The 17,551-nt window shown below is 47.3% G+C and carries 19 protein-coding genes; 1 reads left to right on the top strand and 18 read right to left on the bottom strand.

Going from position 1 to position 17,551, the window contains the following annotated elements:
* Positions 1–2 precede the first annotated feature (2 nt).
* From HQK80_04235 to HQK80_04215, 5 genes are read right to left on the bottom strand one after another with little or no spacing between them, the layout of a single operon-like run.
* The gene (locus HQK80_04235; GenBank protein ID MBF0221432.1) at positions 3–1,154 is read right to left on the bottom strand and encodes a beta-ketoacyl-ACP synthase III; all 1,152 of its coding nucleotides are present in this window, start codon (positions 1,152–1,154) and stop codon (positions 3–5) included.
* Between the two features lie 4 nt (positions 1,155–1,158).
* A complete protein-coding gene (locus HQK80_04230; GenBank protein ID MBF0221431.1) occupies positions 1,159–2,085 on the bottom strand; it encodes a dialkylresorcinol condensing enzyme in 927 nt (308 codons plus the stop codon).
* The gene (locus HQK80_04225) at positions 2,082–2,930 is read right to left on the bottom strand and encodes a polysaccharide deacetylase family protein (GenBank protein ID MBF0221430.1); all 849 of its coding nucleotides are present in this window, start codon (positions 2,928–2,930) and stop codon (positions 2,082–2,084) included. The genes HQK80_04230 and HQK80_04225 overlap by 4 nt, the downstream gene beginning before the upstream one ends.
* A complete protein-coding gene (locus HQK80_04220; GenBank protein ID MBF0221429.1) occupies positions 2,927–5,986 on the bottom strand; it encodes an MMPL family transporter in 3,060 nt (1,019 codons plus the stop codon). Before HQK80_04220 ends, HQK80_04225 begins: the two co-directional genes overlap by 4 nt.
* A gap of 14 nt (positions 5,987–6,000) precedes the next feature.
* Positions 6,001–6,714 (bottom strand): glycosyltransferase family 25 protein, encoded by a 714-nt coding sequence (locus HQK80_04215; GenBank protein MBF0221428.1) that lies wholly within the window; start codon positions 6,712–6,714, stop codon positions 6,001–6,003.
* A 41-nt stretch (positions 6,715–6,755) separates the two neighbouring features.
* Here HQK80_04215 and HQK80_04210 point away from each other — a divergent pair, with 41 nt between their 5' ends.
* Positions 6,756–7,157, top strand: coding sequence for a hypothetical protein (locus tag HQK80_04210; protein MBF0221427.1), 402 nt, complete (start codon positions 6,756–6,758; stop codon positions 7,155–7,157).
* 87 nt (positions 7,158–7,244) lie between these two features.
* Here HQK80_04210 and HQK80_04205 read toward each other — a convergent pair whose 3' ends face one another.
* The 13 genes from HQK80_04205 to HQK80_04145 form a co-directional block, all read right to left on the bottom strand.
* Positions 7,245–7,457: a hypothetical protein gene (locus HQK80_04205; protein ID MBF0221426.1), complete on the bottom strand. Its 213-nt coding sequence runs from the start codon at positions 7,455–7,457 to the stop codon at positions 7,245–7,247.
* Positions 7,458–7,468: 11 nt separating this feature from the next.
* Positions 7,469–7,876, bottom strand: coding sequence for a quinol oxidase (locus HQK80_04200; protein MBF0221425.1), 408 nt, complete (start codon positions 7,874–7,876; stop codon positions 7,469–7,471).
* Between the two features lie 52 nt (positions 7,877–7,928).
* On the bottom strand, positions 7,929–8,393 hold the full coding sequence (locus tag HQK80_04195; protein MBF0221424.1) for a virulence RhuM family protein: 465 nt from the start codon (positions 8,391–8,393) through the stop codon (positions 7,929–7,931).
* A gap of 164 nt (positions 8,394–8,557) precedes the next feature.
* Positions 8,558–9,433 carry a polyketide synthase dehydratase domain-containing protein gene (locus tag HQK80_04190; protein MBF0221423.1) on the bottom strand — a complete coding sequence of 292 codons (876 nt, stop codon included), beginning with the start codon at positions 9,431–9,433 and terminating at the stop codon, positions 8,558–8,560.
* Positions 9,412–9,891: an acyl-CoA thioesterase gene (locus tag HQK80_04185; protein MBF0221422.1), complete on the bottom strand. Its 480-nt coding sequence runs from the start codon at positions 9,889–9,891 to the stop codon at positions 9,412–9,414. The genes HQK80_04190 and HQK80_04185 overlap by 22 nt, the downstream gene beginning before the upstream one ends.
* Positions 9,892–9,957: 66 nt before the next feature.
* Positions 9,958–11,223, bottom strand: coding sequence for a beta-ketoacyl-[acyl-carrier-protein] synthase family protein (locus HQK80_04180; GenBank protein MBF0221421.1), 1,266 nt, complete (start codon positions 11,221–11,223; stop codon positions 9,958–9,960).
* Between the two features lie 17 nt (positions 11,224–11,240).
* Complete coding sequence (locus HQK80_04175) at positions 11,241–12,488, bottom strand: beta-ketoacyl-[acyl-carrier-protein] synthase family protein (protein ID MBF0221420.1); 1,248 nt, start codon at positions 12,486–12,488, stop codon at positions 11,241–11,243.
* A gap of 7 nt (positions 12,489–12,495) precedes the next feature.
* Positions 12,496–13,494: a radical SAM protein gene (locus HQK80_04170; GenBank protein MBF0221419.1), complete on the bottom strand. Its 999-nt coding sequence runs from the start codon at positions 13,492–13,494 to the stop codon at positions 12,496–12,498.
* 42 nt (positions 13,495–13,536) lie between these two features.
* Positions 13,537–14,604, bottom strand: a complete 1,068-nt coding sequence (locus HQK80_04165) for a radical SAM protein (GenBank protein MBF0221418.1) — start codon at positions 14,602–14,604, stop codon at positions 13,537–13,539.
* The gene (locus tag HQK80_04160) at positions 14,605–14,871 is read right to left on the bottom strand and encodes a phosphopantetheine-binding protein (protein MBF0221417.1); all 267 of its coding nucleotides are present in this window, start codon (positions 14,869–14,871) and stop codon (positions 14,605–14,607) included.
* An 8-nt stretch (positions 14,872–14,879) separates the two neighbouring features.
* Complete coding sequence (locus HQK80_04155) at positions 14,880–15,230, bottom strand: hypothetical protein (GenBank protein ID MBF0221416.1); 351 nt, start codon at positions 15,228–15,230, stop codon at positions 14,880–14,882.
* A 307-nt stretch (positions 15,231–15,537) separates the two neighbouring features.
* Entirely contained in the window at positions 15,538–16,884 is a 1,347-nt protein-coding gene (locus HQK80_04150) for a cobalamin-dependent protein (protein ID MBF0221415.1), read from the bottom strand.
* Positions 16,881–17,551 (bottom strand): hypothetical protein (locus tag HQK80_04145; GenBank protein ID MBF0221414.1); only part of this gene is annotated, 671 nt, incomplete at its 5' end. The genes HQK80_04145 and HQK80_04150, both read right to left, overlap by 4 nt.

Here is a 17,551-nt window from a genome sequence, read left to right as displayed (position 1 = left end):
ATCTAGACCACAGTCAAGCGCATGAAGGCCGTGGAAAAGCGCCCGCTTTCAGGAATGTAGAGCAGCAAGGTCTCGCCTTTTTTTAGGCGGTTCGAGTTGAAAAGTTCTTCGAGGATGATGAAGATAGATGCTGAACCAGTGTTTCCTTTACTCGTTAGATTAGTGAACCATTTCTCCTGAGGAATATCGCAGCCCGCAGACTTCGTACCCGCATATACTTTGTCTTTAAAGTAGCCCGAAGAGTAATGCGGTAGAAACCAGTCTACTTCCTCAGCCACAATTTTGTCCTGGGCAATAAGCTCTACAAGGGGCTTGGTTACCGTATATTCGATAATTTTTTCGTTGAGCAGCTTAACATCCTGCTTAACTGAAAAGATGGAATGCTGCAGCCATTCATTGGGTAAATACTGGCGCCAACCCTTCAGAGAACCATCCGCAAGTTTTTCGGCGCCGGCGTACATGCAGGTATCAAGTTCGGCGGCGTATGATTTTTGATAGATCCAGTCAATCCGCAGGGAGTTGCCGTGGGAATTGGCCGTATCACTCATCCAGACTGCTCCGGCGCCATCACTTAACATCCAGCGTAAAAAATCTTTCTCAAAGGATATCTCCGACAGCTTCTTGAGCTGTTCGGCGTTCAACTCGACCTCCTCAGTAAAATTGTGTCCCCGCATTATTGAAGACGCATTTTCTGAACCAGTGGCAACGGCATCGGTATGCAGCCTGGCGCGAATTGCCATATAACCGTATTTTAGTGCCATAACCCCAGAGAGACAGATCCCGGCAGTGGCAATGGCCTCACAAGGTGGTCCACCAAGTTCACCGTGGACCATTAAGGCGTGGTTTGGCAGCAACTGGTCTGGAAGAGTCGTGCCGCAGGCCAGAAGCTCAATGGTGTTTATATCCCGGCCCTGGCTGCTGAATTTACGGATTGCTTCGGCTGCCAGTTGGGCATTACTATGAGTCGCCTTCCCGGTTTCAGGGTCAATCGCATAATGCCTCGATTGTATCTGATTACTCCGCAGAATCAACTTACGACAGCGTGATGCCCTTCTACCGATCTGTCCAAGAATCGGTTCCATCGATTCATTCGAAACAGGTGCATTCGGTAAGAATGCGGTAATATTGGTAATGTAAACCTGTGATAAGGTCAATTAACTATTTCCCTGATGGTTGTTCATAATAAATAACTGTTTCATCAAGGGCCCGTTTTCTAAAGGGATAGATACTTTTACGGACCAGCATATTCAGCGGGACAACTGTCAGCACCAAGGTTAAGAGAAAAACAGCGTATATGGTAATGACCACATTACGTTGCCAGGAGTTTGGCGCACCAGCTTTTTTTATCAGCTTGCTCCAGATCAAAAAACTTCGATGCGCAATGCGCTCCGTGGCAATTAACTTGCCATTCACATTTACTGCCCCTAGCCCGGCAAGCAGCGGAGCAGCTCCTTGTTCCCCATCTTCTTTGAGAGCGGCGCATAGACGATTACCAAAACGTGATGAGTTCACGATAACCTTTTGGCAAACACCAGCTTTTGGAAAGAACCAAAAGGCGTCTTTTTGGCCGGTCAGCATCCAGCGCGGCGTGGTTACAAAGGTATAGAGTGATTTGCCCTGGTCGGTAAACACAACGTTATCCAGCAAGCGGGCATCAAGATCAGTCAAAAGCGATTTCATTTTTTCCTGGGCAATCAACCACATATCCCGGCAAGAGATAACCGTCACCACAGGCGTTTTGGCAAACAACCTCCTGGCCTGGTCACTTTTCAAAAACCCAGTTACCGGGATCGAAGGAGACAGAAACCAGACCGTGTAGCCCAGGATAATCAGATCATACTCATCCTGACTCTCGACCTCTTGCACCTCACAGCCGTCCAGATACACAGATTCCGGAAAGACATTGAAGAACTTATAAAAAGACCAGGGATACGGATAGGCCTTCTGCGGTTTGATTTCTCGAAAATCACAGAGGATTTCATTGCAGCGCTCCAGCGGTGCAAGCATGGTCTCCAGTACGTTTTTCAGCTGACCGCTTTGCGAATAATACAAGACCAATACTCGTTTCGTCTTTCTGCAATTCATCGCGATGATACCGTTTGAACATATTGAGTGTCGTTATTGGGTAAAAGGCTCATGACAGGCATCTTAATAACATCTTCTAATGGTAGAATGGTATTTTTTTTCTGCAAGTCAGCGAATAAACGGTCTATCTCGGTGAGCCAATAATTTTTACGCTCATTCTGATCAGGGCAGGTATCATGCAGCATCAAAATATCTCCAGGGCGAATTCGGGCCAAAACTTTGGCTGCCAGTCCATCGATGCGCTTATTGCCATAATCAAAAATTCGACAACTGAAATTGACCATAGTCAGGCCGATTTCGGCCAAAACTGCTTTTAATCGTGGATTGGTAATTCCAGCCGGAGAACGAAAAAGATGGGGCCGAACCCCTATGCCCTCAAGAATCGACTGGGTGGTTTGGATATCATTTTTCAGGTCACGATAACTCTTAAACATTAGCAGGCTATCATGCCTGTATGAGTGGTTCGCTACTGAATGACCCTGCGTTAAAATATCTCGAATCAACTGCGGGTAAGCCGCCGCTTTTTCACCAATCACAAAAAAAGTGGCTTTAAGGTTGTATTTGGCGAGAAGCTTCAATAAATCCGGTGTCGATGCCGGAGAAGGGCCATCATCAAAGGTAATGGCAACTCCACTCACCCCGCTTTGGCCATGACTGATAACCGGCAGAAAAAAACTAAACCTGTGTAAAAAAGGGGAAACGGCACAGAGGATTAGAAAAAATGCCAGAGATAGTATTGCCAGTTGCGGAGCAGCCGCAAAAACCAAAGCTGAGAAGATAATTGTCGCAAGGCCAATCTTTTCGGCTAGAGACCAGGGGGCCTTGGGGTTTGTTTCAGAGATCATGATTTCTTGTTAACCCGGGCCACAAACCAATACAATTCATCATTGACTGCAGATATGTTATTGGATTCAACGGAAAACCCGGCATCAATCAACAAGGCGCTTATCTTTTTTGCAGGTCGATAATGAGCGGTCAGGCCGGACAATTTAATTTTCAACTCTTCAAAACGCCAGACCAGGGAGGGTTTCCCCTCAGGAACAATTACATATCTGGCCGCCAGCACACCACCATCTCTGATGATGTGAAAACAGTTAGTGAAAACTGCGCTGATGGTTTTATCATCTAAATAGTGCATCATATCAAGCATTAAAACAATATCAGCTGGATCCGAGAGATCGGGCATTTCCGGTGCCCATCCCTGTTTGATAACACCTCTGTCTCCGGTTATTAAGGAGGCAATCCGCACCCTTTCAGGATCAGGCTCAATGCCAAAAACCCTGGCATTTTTAAACTGTTCGAGACACCATGCCGCCGGAACTCCATAGCCACAGCCAATATCGACAATAGTCCTGACATCGTGACATGCGGCAAGCTTGGCCGTAAGATCAACAAATAGCGGGTCAAGTCTCAACTTAAAGCGCGCAAACAGGCGCGGATAGGCTTCAACCTGCGCATATCTTCTGCGAACACGACGGGGCAGATCTGCGGAGTCTAGGGCTAAAGGATACTCGTGCTTAGAGAACTGCGCTTTGAGCAGAGGCGGCAGCAGCACAAAAGCACCGATCAGCGAATAACCGATACCAAGTAATGAGGTCAGACCGGCGCTGTTCAACAGAGAGTGCTCAGCAGAAACCAGCCCCCCAAAACCAAGAAGCGTTGAGGCAGAGGCCATGAAAACGGCCATCCGCACAAGCTTATAGGATGAATGCCCGGTTGATCTATATCGCTGATGGGCCCTGACAATAAAAATTGAATAATCAATTCCCATCCCTAAAATAATTATTGATAACATGAGGCCGGGGATATCCAAGGGATGCCCTAAAATCTTTAACGTTCCCAACGTAGATACGTAGGCAAATGCAACCGGCGCCAGAGTAATTAAGGTAAGCCGCCAGCTCAAAAAGACCAAGAACAGAAGAACCGTTACAGTTGCCGCCAGTATCAAAAACATCCTGGTAAATGTTGAGAAAAGAAGATCCCCTAACTTTTTAGAAAAATATTGTGGTTCAAATATTTTCCCGTAACGACTGTATTTTTCTAAAAAAGCATCCGCCTTATACTGTTCGCCGGGGGTAATCGTTATAAACTGGACCAATGTCGTCTGATCCTTGACCTCGGAGATCCCTAGAAGATTATAAAAACGAGACGGAATTGGACTCTCAGGTTGATAGCTGGTGGTATCAAGAGAATCAAAAAAAGGCGAAAAGGCATTAACCGCAAACCCTAAGGTCATGGATGAGTCGGTCAGGGAGTGCTTCACCGCGCTGATCGTATTGTCGGTCCAAAAGGATCTCCAGGCCGCAAAATTTTCCTTACGCCTCTTTTCCCCTGGAAATATCATGGCCGGCACAAAGGCCCCGGCCAGCAAGTCGGCTTGGATATCACCTTCAATGGTAGCAAGCAGCGCGTCATCAATTTGTCGTATTTCGTCAATGGAGGGCGCAGAAATCATCAGATAACTTTTACTGGCAATATCACCCCAGACCTTAGCAAACTGGCGGTCTGCAGCCAGAGTATCCCGACTCACGGTATTCATGGTATGTAAATCTGTATTAAATTCAGGCTTTGCATAAAAGACCATCACAACAGCAAAAAGCGCTGCGACAACCGCCCCTGTTTTTCCAAAGTTAAAAAAGTTATCCACAACTTTTTGTAAGGGCAAGGCCCGACTGCTGCCAGGAGGCAGGGCGGGAAATATTTGGGGGAAGACCAGGTGCACAAACAAAAAAGAGAACAAAACACCAAGGGCGGTAAACTGGCCAAGCTCGACAAAAACAGGAAAGCCGCTGAAACAGAGAACAGTAAAGGCGCCGATGGTTGTCAGAACGGCCATTAGCCCCACCGCCCACACCTCCCTGGCCGCCTCTTTGCCTTTGGTCTCATGGGGGCAATCTAAAAAGAGCAGATAGGCGATACCATGGTCGACAGTAATTGAAATAATGGCCCCGCCAAACCCCAGAACCATTATTGATATAGAAGAGTGAAAAAAAGAATAGACAAAAAAGGCGGCGGCGGTGCCAGCCAAAGCAGGAACCAGTGCTAACAGGCCAATCAACGGCCTGGGAAAGGCCAGCAGCAGTAACAGGGCAATTCCTATGGTGGCAAGAAGAATGGCACGATTTACATCGCTTCTAATAATACGTTCATTGTCCAGGGCGGCTCGATATGAGCCTGCCGGGGTCAGTGTAACAGTATACCCCTTGCCTGCAAACCTGTCAGTCAATTGGCCGGCAAGGTCAGATATCAGCTGCTCAATTTTTCTGGCAGACGCGGTATTAGAACCTGTCATTACGGGCCGGGCGGTGACCAGCAGATGGCGGCCATCGGCGGAAAAAAGTTTGCCATTAGACATACGGGCGTTGCCTGATGGTGCAAGCATAGCCATTTTGGCCAGTATCAGATCCTTCAGGCCGAGAGGATCGGCGGCAATAAACTCAGTTTGTCCAATGCCGTCCATGCTGCTCAGATCGGAGAATATACCTGTAACCTTCCTGCTAATCTCAAGGGCAGTTAAACGCGGGGCAACAGAGTCGCGCAACTCACTTGCCGAAAACAGAAACGGCAGATTATTCACCACCTGCAATGCCAGCTCAGGGATCAGGTTGCCCATTTCTGACATGCCCACTTGGGCAAACAGGCCGCTTTCAACAAATTTATTCTCGACAAACTCAGCACAGGCCAGCAGGGTTTCGGGATCATCCGTATCAAGCCCGATATCAACTGCTATCTGATCATGAATTGGGTGATTGGTGAAGATATCAAGGGCATCGGCAATTACCTTGTTACTTGTAGGCAGAGAGCGAACCACATCGGTTTCGACATCCAGCCGCATAAAACCAAATGCGGCAAGGGCGCCAAACAATACGACAATTTTAATTAAGAGACGAAAATTGATCATTTAAGAAAAAACCCTTACTGAAACTGTCTGAATATAAAAAACACCAAGGCGGCCAGCGCCAAGATATGACCAATAATTATCGGCGTCTTATAGCGTTGAAATAGCTCATTTGCCTTTTGAATGAAATATAAGCCGCCCAACAGCCGCCTCAGTGTATCAATAAAAAACTTATTATCAGTTGGAGAGTTGCTTTGAAAGGAAAATGAAGGGTAAACCGCATAGAAATTTTGGTTAAGCTGAGCCAAAAAAGCATCATAGGGAACTCCCTGCCAAGGCTTTGCAACCACTCTTTCTGCAAACTGCCGGGTAATGGCGTAGGCATGTGACAGGCACTGGTAGGTAATTTTTACCACTGATTTGCTGGTTGTTTTTGAGCTCCGGCGCACAATACCGCCCAAAAACAGGATATTCCAATTTGGATTTTCCCTCAGAAAACAAGATACCTCTTGAAGCGTTGAATCTTTGAAACCCTTAAAGATAATATCATCTTCAAATATCAGGATATGCTCGGCACCAGCAGCAAGTGCACTTTGCAAACAAGCAATATGCGACTGATAGCACCCTTGCTCAGGTGAGGCAGCATGTTTTTTAACGACCACAAATTCGACCCGACCCAGCAAACCGACGCTGGCAAACTGCCTTTTTGCCTCAACCCGTCTATCGGTACGATCATCTATTGAAATACAGTAGATTTTATCAAAAAATGACCAGCTATCTAAAGAGCACACAGTGACAATCCATGATTATGTTGTTAAAATGGTGGTTAACTATGAAAAAAATTATCGATCTGGTCAAAAGGTACATTGTCGAAATTTCCCAAGCAGATTTTGTCCGTCTGGCTATTGAAGAACAGGCCGACCTCAGCGCCTTCAAAGAAAAGCCGTCTCTGTTGACAATTAGCGGAGTATTTATTATCTGCCTGAGTTTTGTGCTCGGCTGGCCGGCCGTGGCAGGCCTCGGCGTCCTGTCGATCCATCTTAATGAACCACTGGTTGTAGTGATTGGCGGCCCGCTGACCTACGGACTATCCCATCTTGTTTTTATATTTGGAATGTATCTCTCCGGCGGAACCTACACGCTGATATTTTGCCGTTGGCTGACCAGGGTATCAGTGGAAAGGCTTTTGGCATTGGGTAATGGACAACAGGCCGACATAGATTTGCAAAAATAAACCATTCCGCCCAAACTGTCTTTTTATTTATCGTCCCACGCGCTGATTAGCTGATTAATCGGCAGTAGTCCCATGCATTTACTTCCATCAGAGCAAAACACCGAGGCCGAGCAATACTTGCAGCAGATAAAACGAAAGGATAGCGAGCCCCAGGAAGAAATGAACCTGACGAAAGGAGCTTGCTTGAGTGCCGGTGATCTTTCGGGACACTAAGGAGGTAGCCAGGATGAGGGAAACGATAACGCCCCCAACTGATAGATGGGCCGGATATTTGAGGATATTTCCGGAATTCCATAACACACACCTTTTGTTTATTCCACTACTTCGATTATCCCTTCCATGCCTTTTCCCTGATGATCTTCAAACCATAATAACGATTTATCACAGTAGATCGTATACTTACCAGTTTTGGTGGGAGTGAAGTTGATCGGCAAGAATTTATCCTCCAGATTAACATTGAAATCGATGCCGGCTTCCGGGGCCTTAACAATGATATTGTGTGGTACAAAACCGCTGGCCTTTCGTACGAGAAGTTCAACAGGCTTATCGACCTTCACCACGATATGGTTCGGGTCGAAGTAATACCCGCCGCCAATAAGTTCGACGTGCTGCACCCCATCTTCGCCAACGCTTGCAATCAGCAGCTTTTCTTCACCCGGTGCAAACTCCACCATCGTTTCGGCTGCGATTACATGCCAGGGTAAAAAACTGACAAACATAAGAACCAATAGAGCGAATTGATATTTAGAACGTTTCATTTTAGCCTCCTTTTTAGTTAACAGCAGTCCTACCATTTAATTTCTTGTCCGGCGATCCATCCCAGGTTGTCAATCCCATGTTCTTATTCTCTGCATCCGCTCTTGCGACAATTAATTCTGCCGCGGTATGACGATGAACTGCATAGTGTAATTTGCTCTGCACCAATTTGAAAAAGGTCTGGGTTGCTTTGGCGTCTGCGGTTTTGAAGATAACAAAGTTCTGAACTTTTCCCGGGAGATCTGAATTCGTCATGCTTTCACCTTCGATACCCGCCGTAGGGGCAACCCCATGTGGTTGCCCATCGCCATCAGGGCAGGTACGGGGGCCTGCCCCTACAGGGAACCGGCGATTGTAAATGTCGGCATCGTATGTCATAACGCCACCCGCACCTCCCTGTTCATCAATTTGGGCAGGAGGGTGTCGCGGAGCGCTTCTTCCACGACACTCTGCCGTGCATGAAATACGTAAATATGACATTGTGCTGATTTGTTTTTTAGGGTGTCTATCATTGGTTAATCGAATCCTAAAAACAGCTATGGAACAGGCATTCACCTAGCTTATTTTATTGGTTCTACAATTAGTTGAAGAGATGTGCAATTTATTAGCACCCTGCGAAATGAGAATTTCTATAGAGTTACAAATTACAGAATCGCATTTTGACTACACTTAATCCAGGTAGGCGGTTTCAGGCGGCCTCCACTGACATCGCGCATCTTAATACCACAGACGGTCTCAAATAACTCACCTTGAGAAGTATAAATCCACAGGTCAAAAATCAGTTCATCCGCTTTAACTTCAATCGGGATAACTCTGGTTTCATATGTAGCCCCGGGTTCGGTAAACTCGCTGATTGTCCGGCTGGAAAAACCTACCGGAAAGGGGATAAATCCGGCGTAACGCTGGCCCCAGACACAGGCGGCATGAAAGGCAGCATCGAGAGGAAAGGGGGAACCTAAACCGCCACCGAGTGCAGTTGACGGCAAAGCAGGTGCCATCAATCTGGCCCAGGCCCCCTGTTCAAAGAGATACATATCACCGATAATATTTTGATAGGCCTTACCAAAAGGAACAAGTTCCCGGTAAACCTGCTGGGAGGACAGTTTAAAGGCCGATTGTGGAAGGGTAAATCGAGTTGGATCTGCTTGAGGAGTCAGATCTGCTCTGTGCGAGGAAAATGTCACTCGGCCATGTTCAACGATCCGGGAAATTGCCTTTTTATGGAATTTGCTTAGTAATTTTGCAGTGATCTGACCAAGGTCATGTTCAGCAATTTCGACCATGACCTCAAGCTCATGGTCAGCCGGGCCAATTTCAAGAAATTTAGCAAAATGTGCCTCATACATTTTGCTGATCTCAATATCAGGCCTGAACTTGGTAACTTCGTTTGCTAGAACGGCCAGAGTCTCCACCGCCGGCAGAATCATCTTGCCGGCAAAACAATGATCCCGAAACCAAGGTTGAATCTCGATGGTAACCGGCAACCGAGAAAGGACAGTTATTTCGGAAACCTCTGCCATAGCTCACGTGTTTTGTCATCAATTTCAACGGGAGTCCCGGAAGTGTTTACGGCGCAATGTTTAGTAAATCCGGTACAGATTATCTCACCTGTTTGCTGGTTGGTTATAACGTAGTCAAACTGCAACTTGACCAGTTCCAGGGCGGCTGGACTGGTATGGATAAGCATCAGGTCATCGTAGAATAACGGGGTATAGTAATTGACCTCAATTTTTATGATCGGATAGATATAACCGCTCTCTTCAATTTCCCGATACGGATAGGCCGTATAGCGCATTAAAGAGGCCCTGCCAAACTCAAAATACCTGAGATAATTGGCATGATAAACAACCTGGGAACGATCAGTATCCACATAAAGGGTACGCAGTTCACATTGGTGCCAGACCCTGCCGCTATTTTTATCCCGGACAAAAGGTTTATCTTGATCCAAAAATTCAGGAATAAAAGGTTTTGGTCTCAATTTTCTACTCCAAAGGTATTGCAGTTAATAGGGCGGTGGTATCGCTTTTAATACGACGAATGATGTTCAAATACCCTTAAACACAACACAGCAGTTTGTTCCACCAAAACCAAAGGCATTGGAAAGAAAAAATTCATAGGTATGTTTTCGGGCAATATTTGGAACGACATCAACATCATCAAATGCAGGATCGGCTATATGGTTTACAGTGGGCAGCACCAAGCCCTTGCCCATTGCCTCGATACTGAGCGCGGCTTCTATGGCGGCGGAGGCGCCTAAGGTATGACCAATCTGGGATTTATTAGCGGTAACAGGAATCGTAGACAGCTTTGCACCAAATATTGTTCGCAAACATTCAATCTCGGTACTATCGCCTGTTGGCGTCGAGGTGCCGTGGGCATTGATGGAACCAATCTCTGCCGGACTAATCTCTGCATCGTCGATTGCTTGAGATATCGCCCGGATAATAGTTTGAGGATTAGGTCTGGTAAAATGTAAGGCATCAGATGTCCAGCCAATGCCCATGACCTCAGCCTTTGCCTCAAGACCTAATGATTGAACCATCTCTTCTGCGGCCAGCACGACAACACCGGCACCTTCCGAGAGTACAAATCCTTTCCGATCAATACTGAAAGGCCGTGATGCCAAAGTCGGATCTCCAAAAGCCCGATCCTTGGGCCCTACTTTAATAGTTGCCTGCATGTTGGCAAAACCCTGAATAATCTCGGGCACCAGACAGGTCTCAGCACCACCGGCAAGAACAAAGTCACAATCCCCGTCCCTGATCATCCTGGCCCCGATGCCGATTGCGTGATTAGCAGAGGCACAAGCTCCCTGGGGCGAAAAAATCGGGCCGCTAAAGCCCAGCAGCATCCCAGCCTTGCCAGCCGGTAAATTGGCGCATAAATTCGGCAGGAGGTAGGGGCTGACCTTCAAGGGACCTCGATTCACATAGTTATCCATAGCAATTCGATATGAATCCGTGCCGTTTAAGGCTGAACCTATCAGGCATGCGGTTCTGGGTCCGGTTTCGGCGTTCATTTCCAAACCGGCATTTACCAGAGCCTCACGGCAGACCTGCATGGTCAGAAAAACATAATCAGCATCCCAGACTGCCGCCTCTTTGCGGTTGACAAAGTCAAGATCGGCAGGATTCCAGTCTGGAATTTGGCCGACAATATTACTTCTGGTCGTAACTTCGCATTTTGTTATTTTCTTGAAACCGGCCCGCCCCTCGACCGCCCCCTGCCATGTTTTGGCAAAACTGTTCCCTAAGGGGGTGGCGGCCCCGTAACCGATAACAAATACACGTCTATTTCTGGGTGCTTTCATAGGTAGTGTCTGCCTTATTAAACCCTACGGAAAACAGCGCAGCAGTTACAGCCGCCAAAGCCAAAGGCATTTTTGAGAACAAACTCCTGGGTAAGCTGCCGTTTGCCCTCTGAGACGCAATCCAGGACCATTTCAGGGTCAGGTGTGTAGTTGATGGTCGGCAGCAACCAATCATGCTGCATACCATGCATAGCAAAAATGGACTCAATCACACTGGAGGCCCCCATGGCATGGCCAATCAATGACTTATTGGCAGAGATCGGCGGCAGCGCACCATCGAAAAGATCCAGCAGAGCGTCATATTCGACCTTGTCGCCAACTCTGGTGGAGGCGGCATGGGCATTGACCGCATCAATATCCTGCCTGGTAATTCCGGCATCGTGTATCGCATCAGCCATACATTGCCTTACTGTCTCAAAATATGGGGCAACAAAATGATGGGCATCTGAAGTCATGCCCCAACCGGCAAGTTCAATGGCATATTCTAGACCATGGGCCTGGGCAAACTCTTTAGTGGCGAGTATCACCGCCCCAGCCCCTTCTGAGAGCACAAAGCCACGACGGTTTTTTGAAAATGGCCGACTGGCCTTGTCCGGGGCCTCATTCTCCTGACCTTTTTGGGGATTATAGCAGCCGTTCATGGTGGCAAAGCCGGCCACAATCGGTTCAACCAGGGCAAAATCAACCGCTCCGCAGATAGCCACATCAGCTCTGCCCTGAGCTAAAAACATGGCTCCGATAACCATTGATGACAGGCCCGTGGCACAAGCGGTAATAGTAGAAGTTATCGGCCCTCGGGCCTTGGTCTGAATGGCAATCTTGCCGCCAACCATATTGATGCAGGCATTGGGATTCGTGTACGGATGAGGCAGTTTATTCTCTGCCATCAGTCGCCGGTCGGCCTTGAGTACCGCATCCACCCCGCCAATGGCAGAGCTATAGGTAACCGCAACTCTGGGAGAAAGATCAGGCGTTATCTCAATTTTACTTCGGCAGAGAGCCCGGGTCACCGACAGCATAGAATATTTAAAAACAGGAGAGCTCCAGGAGGCCTGGTGCCTTGCAGAGAGGAAAGGGTAGGGTTCATCGTCGATATCCGGAACCTGCCCGGCAATATGGACGGGAAAATCATCACCCGTCGCAAAGCGGCTCAAAGGTCCAATGCCACTCTCGCCGTCAAGGGCCTTCTGCCACTGGCTCTCGAGATCGCTGCCCAGAGGAGAGATCGCATCATACCCGAGAATGACAGCTTTTTTCAGGCCCATATGGCCCCTACCAGGGGATAAATTGGTAGAGTTTTGCAAACATTTCATACACCTCTATCCAGTTCTGCAGATCCTTGGTGGTGCGGATATGATCCCGTTTATTGACCATTACCCAACTCATATGGGCGGCGCCATCTTTACAGGTAGAACAGTCACGGGTCTCGGAGGTGCAGCAGCGATGCATAGTTTTAAGATCAGAGGCCCAACGAATAAAATTAGTTAAGCGTTTTGGTCTTGGCTCACGCTTATCCAAAGTATCGGTCACCGATGGGCACTCATTCCAGCCAAAGGGGCGGCCCAGCATTTGGCCGGTGGTAATAATCTCGTGATAGTATTTTGAAGAGATGACAGTCTTGGGATATTTATCAAGCATATCATCCATTTCAGCCCGGATAGCGACAAGCTGCTCCGGTTGCCAGGAAAATCCGTCAAACCCCTCATCATTAGACAACAGCTGCATATGAACTTTCAGACCGACATCGGCAACTTTTTTGATATTTCGCTCAATCTTGCCAATCTGCTTGGGGGAGATGGTATAGAGATAATAGGTGTAGGGATCTCCAGCATAATTGGCACTGGAAATCGTAAAGGTATCTTTTCCTCTCAGAAACACTTCGTCTTCTGCGTCACCCCATAAAGAGATCCCGACCATCATGTCAGGGAATCGCTCCCTGGGGACCTTAATCAAACCGTTGGTGGCACAAAAGGTTGGCAGCCGTTTGTAAAAGGCCTCGATTCTGTCCAGGCACAGAGTCGGCTCCCCTCCGATCAGGATGGCAAGGTTGACGCCTCTGGCCATCTCATTCTCAACAAAAGCATCCCATTTTGTGATATCTTTTTCTTCTGAGGCAGCTTTGTGCTCATCCGAAGAGAAGAAAAAACACCCTTTACAGCGAAGATTACAGCGATCCGTTACATCATATATCGAACTGCGGATATTGAGTTTCGAGATCTTCTTATAACGTTCGTACCAATGTTCATCCAACAAAGAACTTACAGTTTTCATATCAGGTATTGTTTTGGGTTGTAGATCTATGATTAATTACTCTTAAGCTTCAGCAGAAGGGGGGGCAATGAACCTATCACAAAGATTTTGGCCCTTTGTGTAATCCTTCACCCAAACGGCCAAATAGGTGTCGACATAATCGAGCCAGGCCTTAAAACTCTCAGGATCAGAGGCATGCCGATACATCCTGGCGGTTACCACGGCACTACCGGCTGCATAATGCCGACAATCGTCACAATCCGTATCGGGAACACAACAGGCCGCCTCCCTGTCCCATTGAAGATCTGTCCTGTATTGCCTGAACGAGCGGCCAAGACCGATATCAGAGAGAGGATTCCGGCGGGGATAAGAGCACGAATAAAGGGCATGCAGACCTTTCGGGTCAGTATGGGCCACTATATTGTAATGGGAATATACCACCGTTTCAGGATACTGTAGCAATAACTCAGTCATGGTTTGGCGAGTTCTGGCCAAAGTGTCTGGGTCATGGCGAAGATGCCCTTGGTAACCCTCTGGAGCAGAAAACATATTAAAGGTAATTTTATGACCGTTTTGGGCCAGCAGAGCAGTTACCTCCCGGGCCTGATCAATATTAACCGGGGTAAACGTGTAAACAAATATTGCTCGTGGATCATCTTGGTAATTGACGATCTGCCTGGCCAACATATCTTTGGCTTTGCGGATTTCAAGGCTGGTCTGGTCATTACCCCAAACGGAGATATGGATTTTATAATCAATATGGAGAGGAATATGGATCAAACCATTGGTGGCAATAGCACCTAATGGAATTGTGCGATAACAGACTTCACATAACTGGGGGACAAGCGAGGGCTCGGCACCGGCAAGCACCACAAAGGTTATGCCTCTTTCTTTCTCTGCTTCCAGCAGAGTCTGCCAACTATTTTCATCCAGATTTTCTTCGGCAAACTGCTTTTCTCCGGCAAAATAATAGCACCCCTCACAACGAACATTACAGCGGTGGGTCATATCATAGGTGGATTCGCGCAGGAAGAAATACTTCCTCACCTTTTCAAATCTTTCCTTGATGACCGGATCAGCAATTATTTCGGAAAATTTATACTCTTTTTTTCCTGTAACCGAGGAGTTCACTTAATCGTCACTGCGTAACTTGTTGGTAATGTATTCGGCAATAATCCGCACGGTAGTCAGTTTTGGATAATCATCCTCATCAATTCTAATGCCGTACTCATCTCGAAGTACCAGGGCAACTGTGGCAAGATCCATGCTGTCGACCCCAACTTCATCGACCAAATCAAGATCAGGGTCGAAGGTCTCCGGGGTGACATCATCAAGTTTTAACTCATTGATAAGTATCTGGGCAATACGAATGGTAGTTTGGCTAATATCGTTTTGCATCGCGGTCTTTATTTCTCCTTATTTTCAAGCATTAGTACACCGGAGCATACTTCTTCTTCACTGACCTCTATGCGGAAAGAGTAACTATTTGCAGCCTTCCCGGGAAGAGCATGAATACTTAGTAAATCTTCAGGTTTGCACAGTTTTTTAAACTTAACCCTGCTCAAACTTCGTATATATAAATCATTTTTGCTGAATTTGGAAATAAGATCAGAAACCATTCCCAACTGAGCTATCCCCGGCAAGATTGGCGCCTCTGGGAAATGCCCGGCAAACCACGGAGAATCAGCTTCGATTTTTACTTTGGCCGATATTTCAAGTTCAGCAGATTGTTTAACTTCAACAAGCGTATACCACATAAAAATTGTACCTTCCTATGAAAAGCGCCCATCCATCCGTCTCTTTGACTACAATCCGCATAAACACTGGCATTTCATTAGAAGAAGGCCGTGCGAACTTACCAATAAATAAAAAATATTTCAACAAAACCCGGAGAAAACTGGATATTCGATATGAAGAACACAGTGGCGAGGCCAGGCCCAAGAGGTGTCAACCTGCAACCTCCAGAATTGTCACGCGTCGCTTCGTACCCCATATCAAGCAAGCCTGCCAGTCCTTCGAGGAATCGGCCTGTGAGGCACTTCCTTGATGTCGGCAGCAACTCGCTTATCGTACCAAGTACTCCCACAGGGGCCCAACATACCCTTTTTCATGCATTCTGGAAACTACGGCTGAGCTTTCAGTGCCGCCGGAACCAAATATCCAGTTTATCCGCTGGCCTGCTCTTTGTTGCACAAGCTCATTAATTTCATCAAGACTGATGGCATCTGGTGCATAAAAAACCGGCTCCAACATCTCCATGCTGCTGGAGATTTTCCCTTCTGCCAAGGCAATATCGTATAGTTGAGTGTGGGGATAAATTCTGATACCAAGAAAGAAAAATAAAACTGTTTTGTTAAGCCCTTCTATTTTATCCAGGCAATCGTTAACCGTAGCCGCAGATTCTCCCGGACCACCTAGTAAAAAGTAATGGGCAACATGCAAGCCTGCCTCAACAGCCTCATTATGGGCCTTAAAGACATCATTTGCCCGGAAAGGTTTGTGGTAAGAAGTCAGCATTAAATCAGAGAGTGATTCAGTGCCAAATTCTACATGGGTTAAGCCCGCCTCGGCCATTGTCCTGAAATAGTTTTCAGGGTGTTTGATAGGAGCAAAAAACGCTCCCCAGGGAGTTGATAGTCCGGCGCTTTTAAACGCTTTGGCCACAGCGAGACTGTGCTCAAGATCTGAATTAAAGGCTGAATCGGTAATAAAAAGGTATTTAGCTCCGGCTTTCTGGAGAGAAATTGCCGTTTCTGCGACCGCGCCGGGCTCACTCAAGCGATGCCGTCTTCCCTCAATGTGAGGATAGGGGCAGTAGATGCAATTAAATGTGCAGCCCCGTTTGGTCTGCAGGTTAAACACCCCACCTCTTTTCATGTAAAACTGATTATGGGCAGAGTCTGTTCTGAAATCCCTGTTCAAAACGCCCGACCAGGGTTGAGGGGTCGAACTTGAAGAGAATTTCGAAATGATGCCTGGAATTTCAGTTACATTTCTACCCTCACTTAAGGCCTCAACCAGCAGGCCAAAGCGTTCTCCTTCGCCAATGACGCCATAGTCAGCCCCTAATTTATCGAAAACCGACTCCGGCAAAATTGTGAAGCCGCTGCCGCCGCAGACGATACAAGCATTGGAATGTCTCCTGAGCCAGGCAATAACATCACGATATTCGTTAACACAAAACAGTGAATCGCCGGCATCGGTGTTATCAATATTACGGCAGGAAACCCCAATAATGTCAGGGGCAAATTCCTTAAGAATCCGGCCAAGCGACTCGTAGGTTTCAACATTCATATCAGCGATTCGCACTTGGTGGGCTTTAGATACTGAGCCAGCCACATAGTCCAGGCCTATAGGGTAAACAGGATAGGGAACCGTAAGTGTATTCGGTGAGATCAATAAAATATTCATGGAGCATGTAACTCCATTGCGGTGATAAATTGACCAAAACCTAAAACGAGAACCCCTTTTTGTTCAAATGACCTTTGGCTGCCGCCAGCAAGCTCTTTTGGCAGCGCCCCCTTTTCTAAAAACTCCAACGCCATAACTGCCGCAACGGCAGACGCAGAAGCAAATTCACCGGTTAGCTGCCTATAGTCAATAACCGGCCCTGTAAATCCTGAAAGCTCCATGAACTGGGCCAGCTGCCGATCACCCTCTTTGCGGAAAGCCGCTGGTATACCGACCATCAGCACTCCATAATCAGCTGCCAGCTGGTTGGCGCCACCAAGGGCTTCAAGCAGAGCTTCAAAGACAGCAGTACTTTTTGAATTTTTATAAAAGGAGGTGCAAATTGTAACGCCATTCCCGCTAGCGTTTCTGGTCAGGCAAAAACCGGCGCCGCCATCAACCAGAGGTGTATTCGCATTAATCGATTGGTCGAAAAGATGAGAGAACTGAGGGTGCCCTTCATCGGCGCCAATTACGAAGATCGATTCGTCACGACTGTCAGCTAGAAGTTCCGCACTCATTAATGCCTGCTCAAATGAATAATCAGCACCGCTCGTAGTAATATTGGCGCCGGTGCAGTTATGCTGGATCGCCACCTGGCTGGCTGGCCCATTATGCACAGAGCCAA

It is taken from the genome of Desulfobulbaceae bacterium (genome assembly GCA_015231515.1).
In the GTDB taxonomy this organism is placed as follows: Bacteria; Desulfobacterota; Desulfobulbia; order Desulfobulbales; family VMSU01; genus JADGBM01.
Note: the sequence above shows the minus strand (reverse complement) of the source record. Positions and strands in the feature narration are given on the sequence as shown.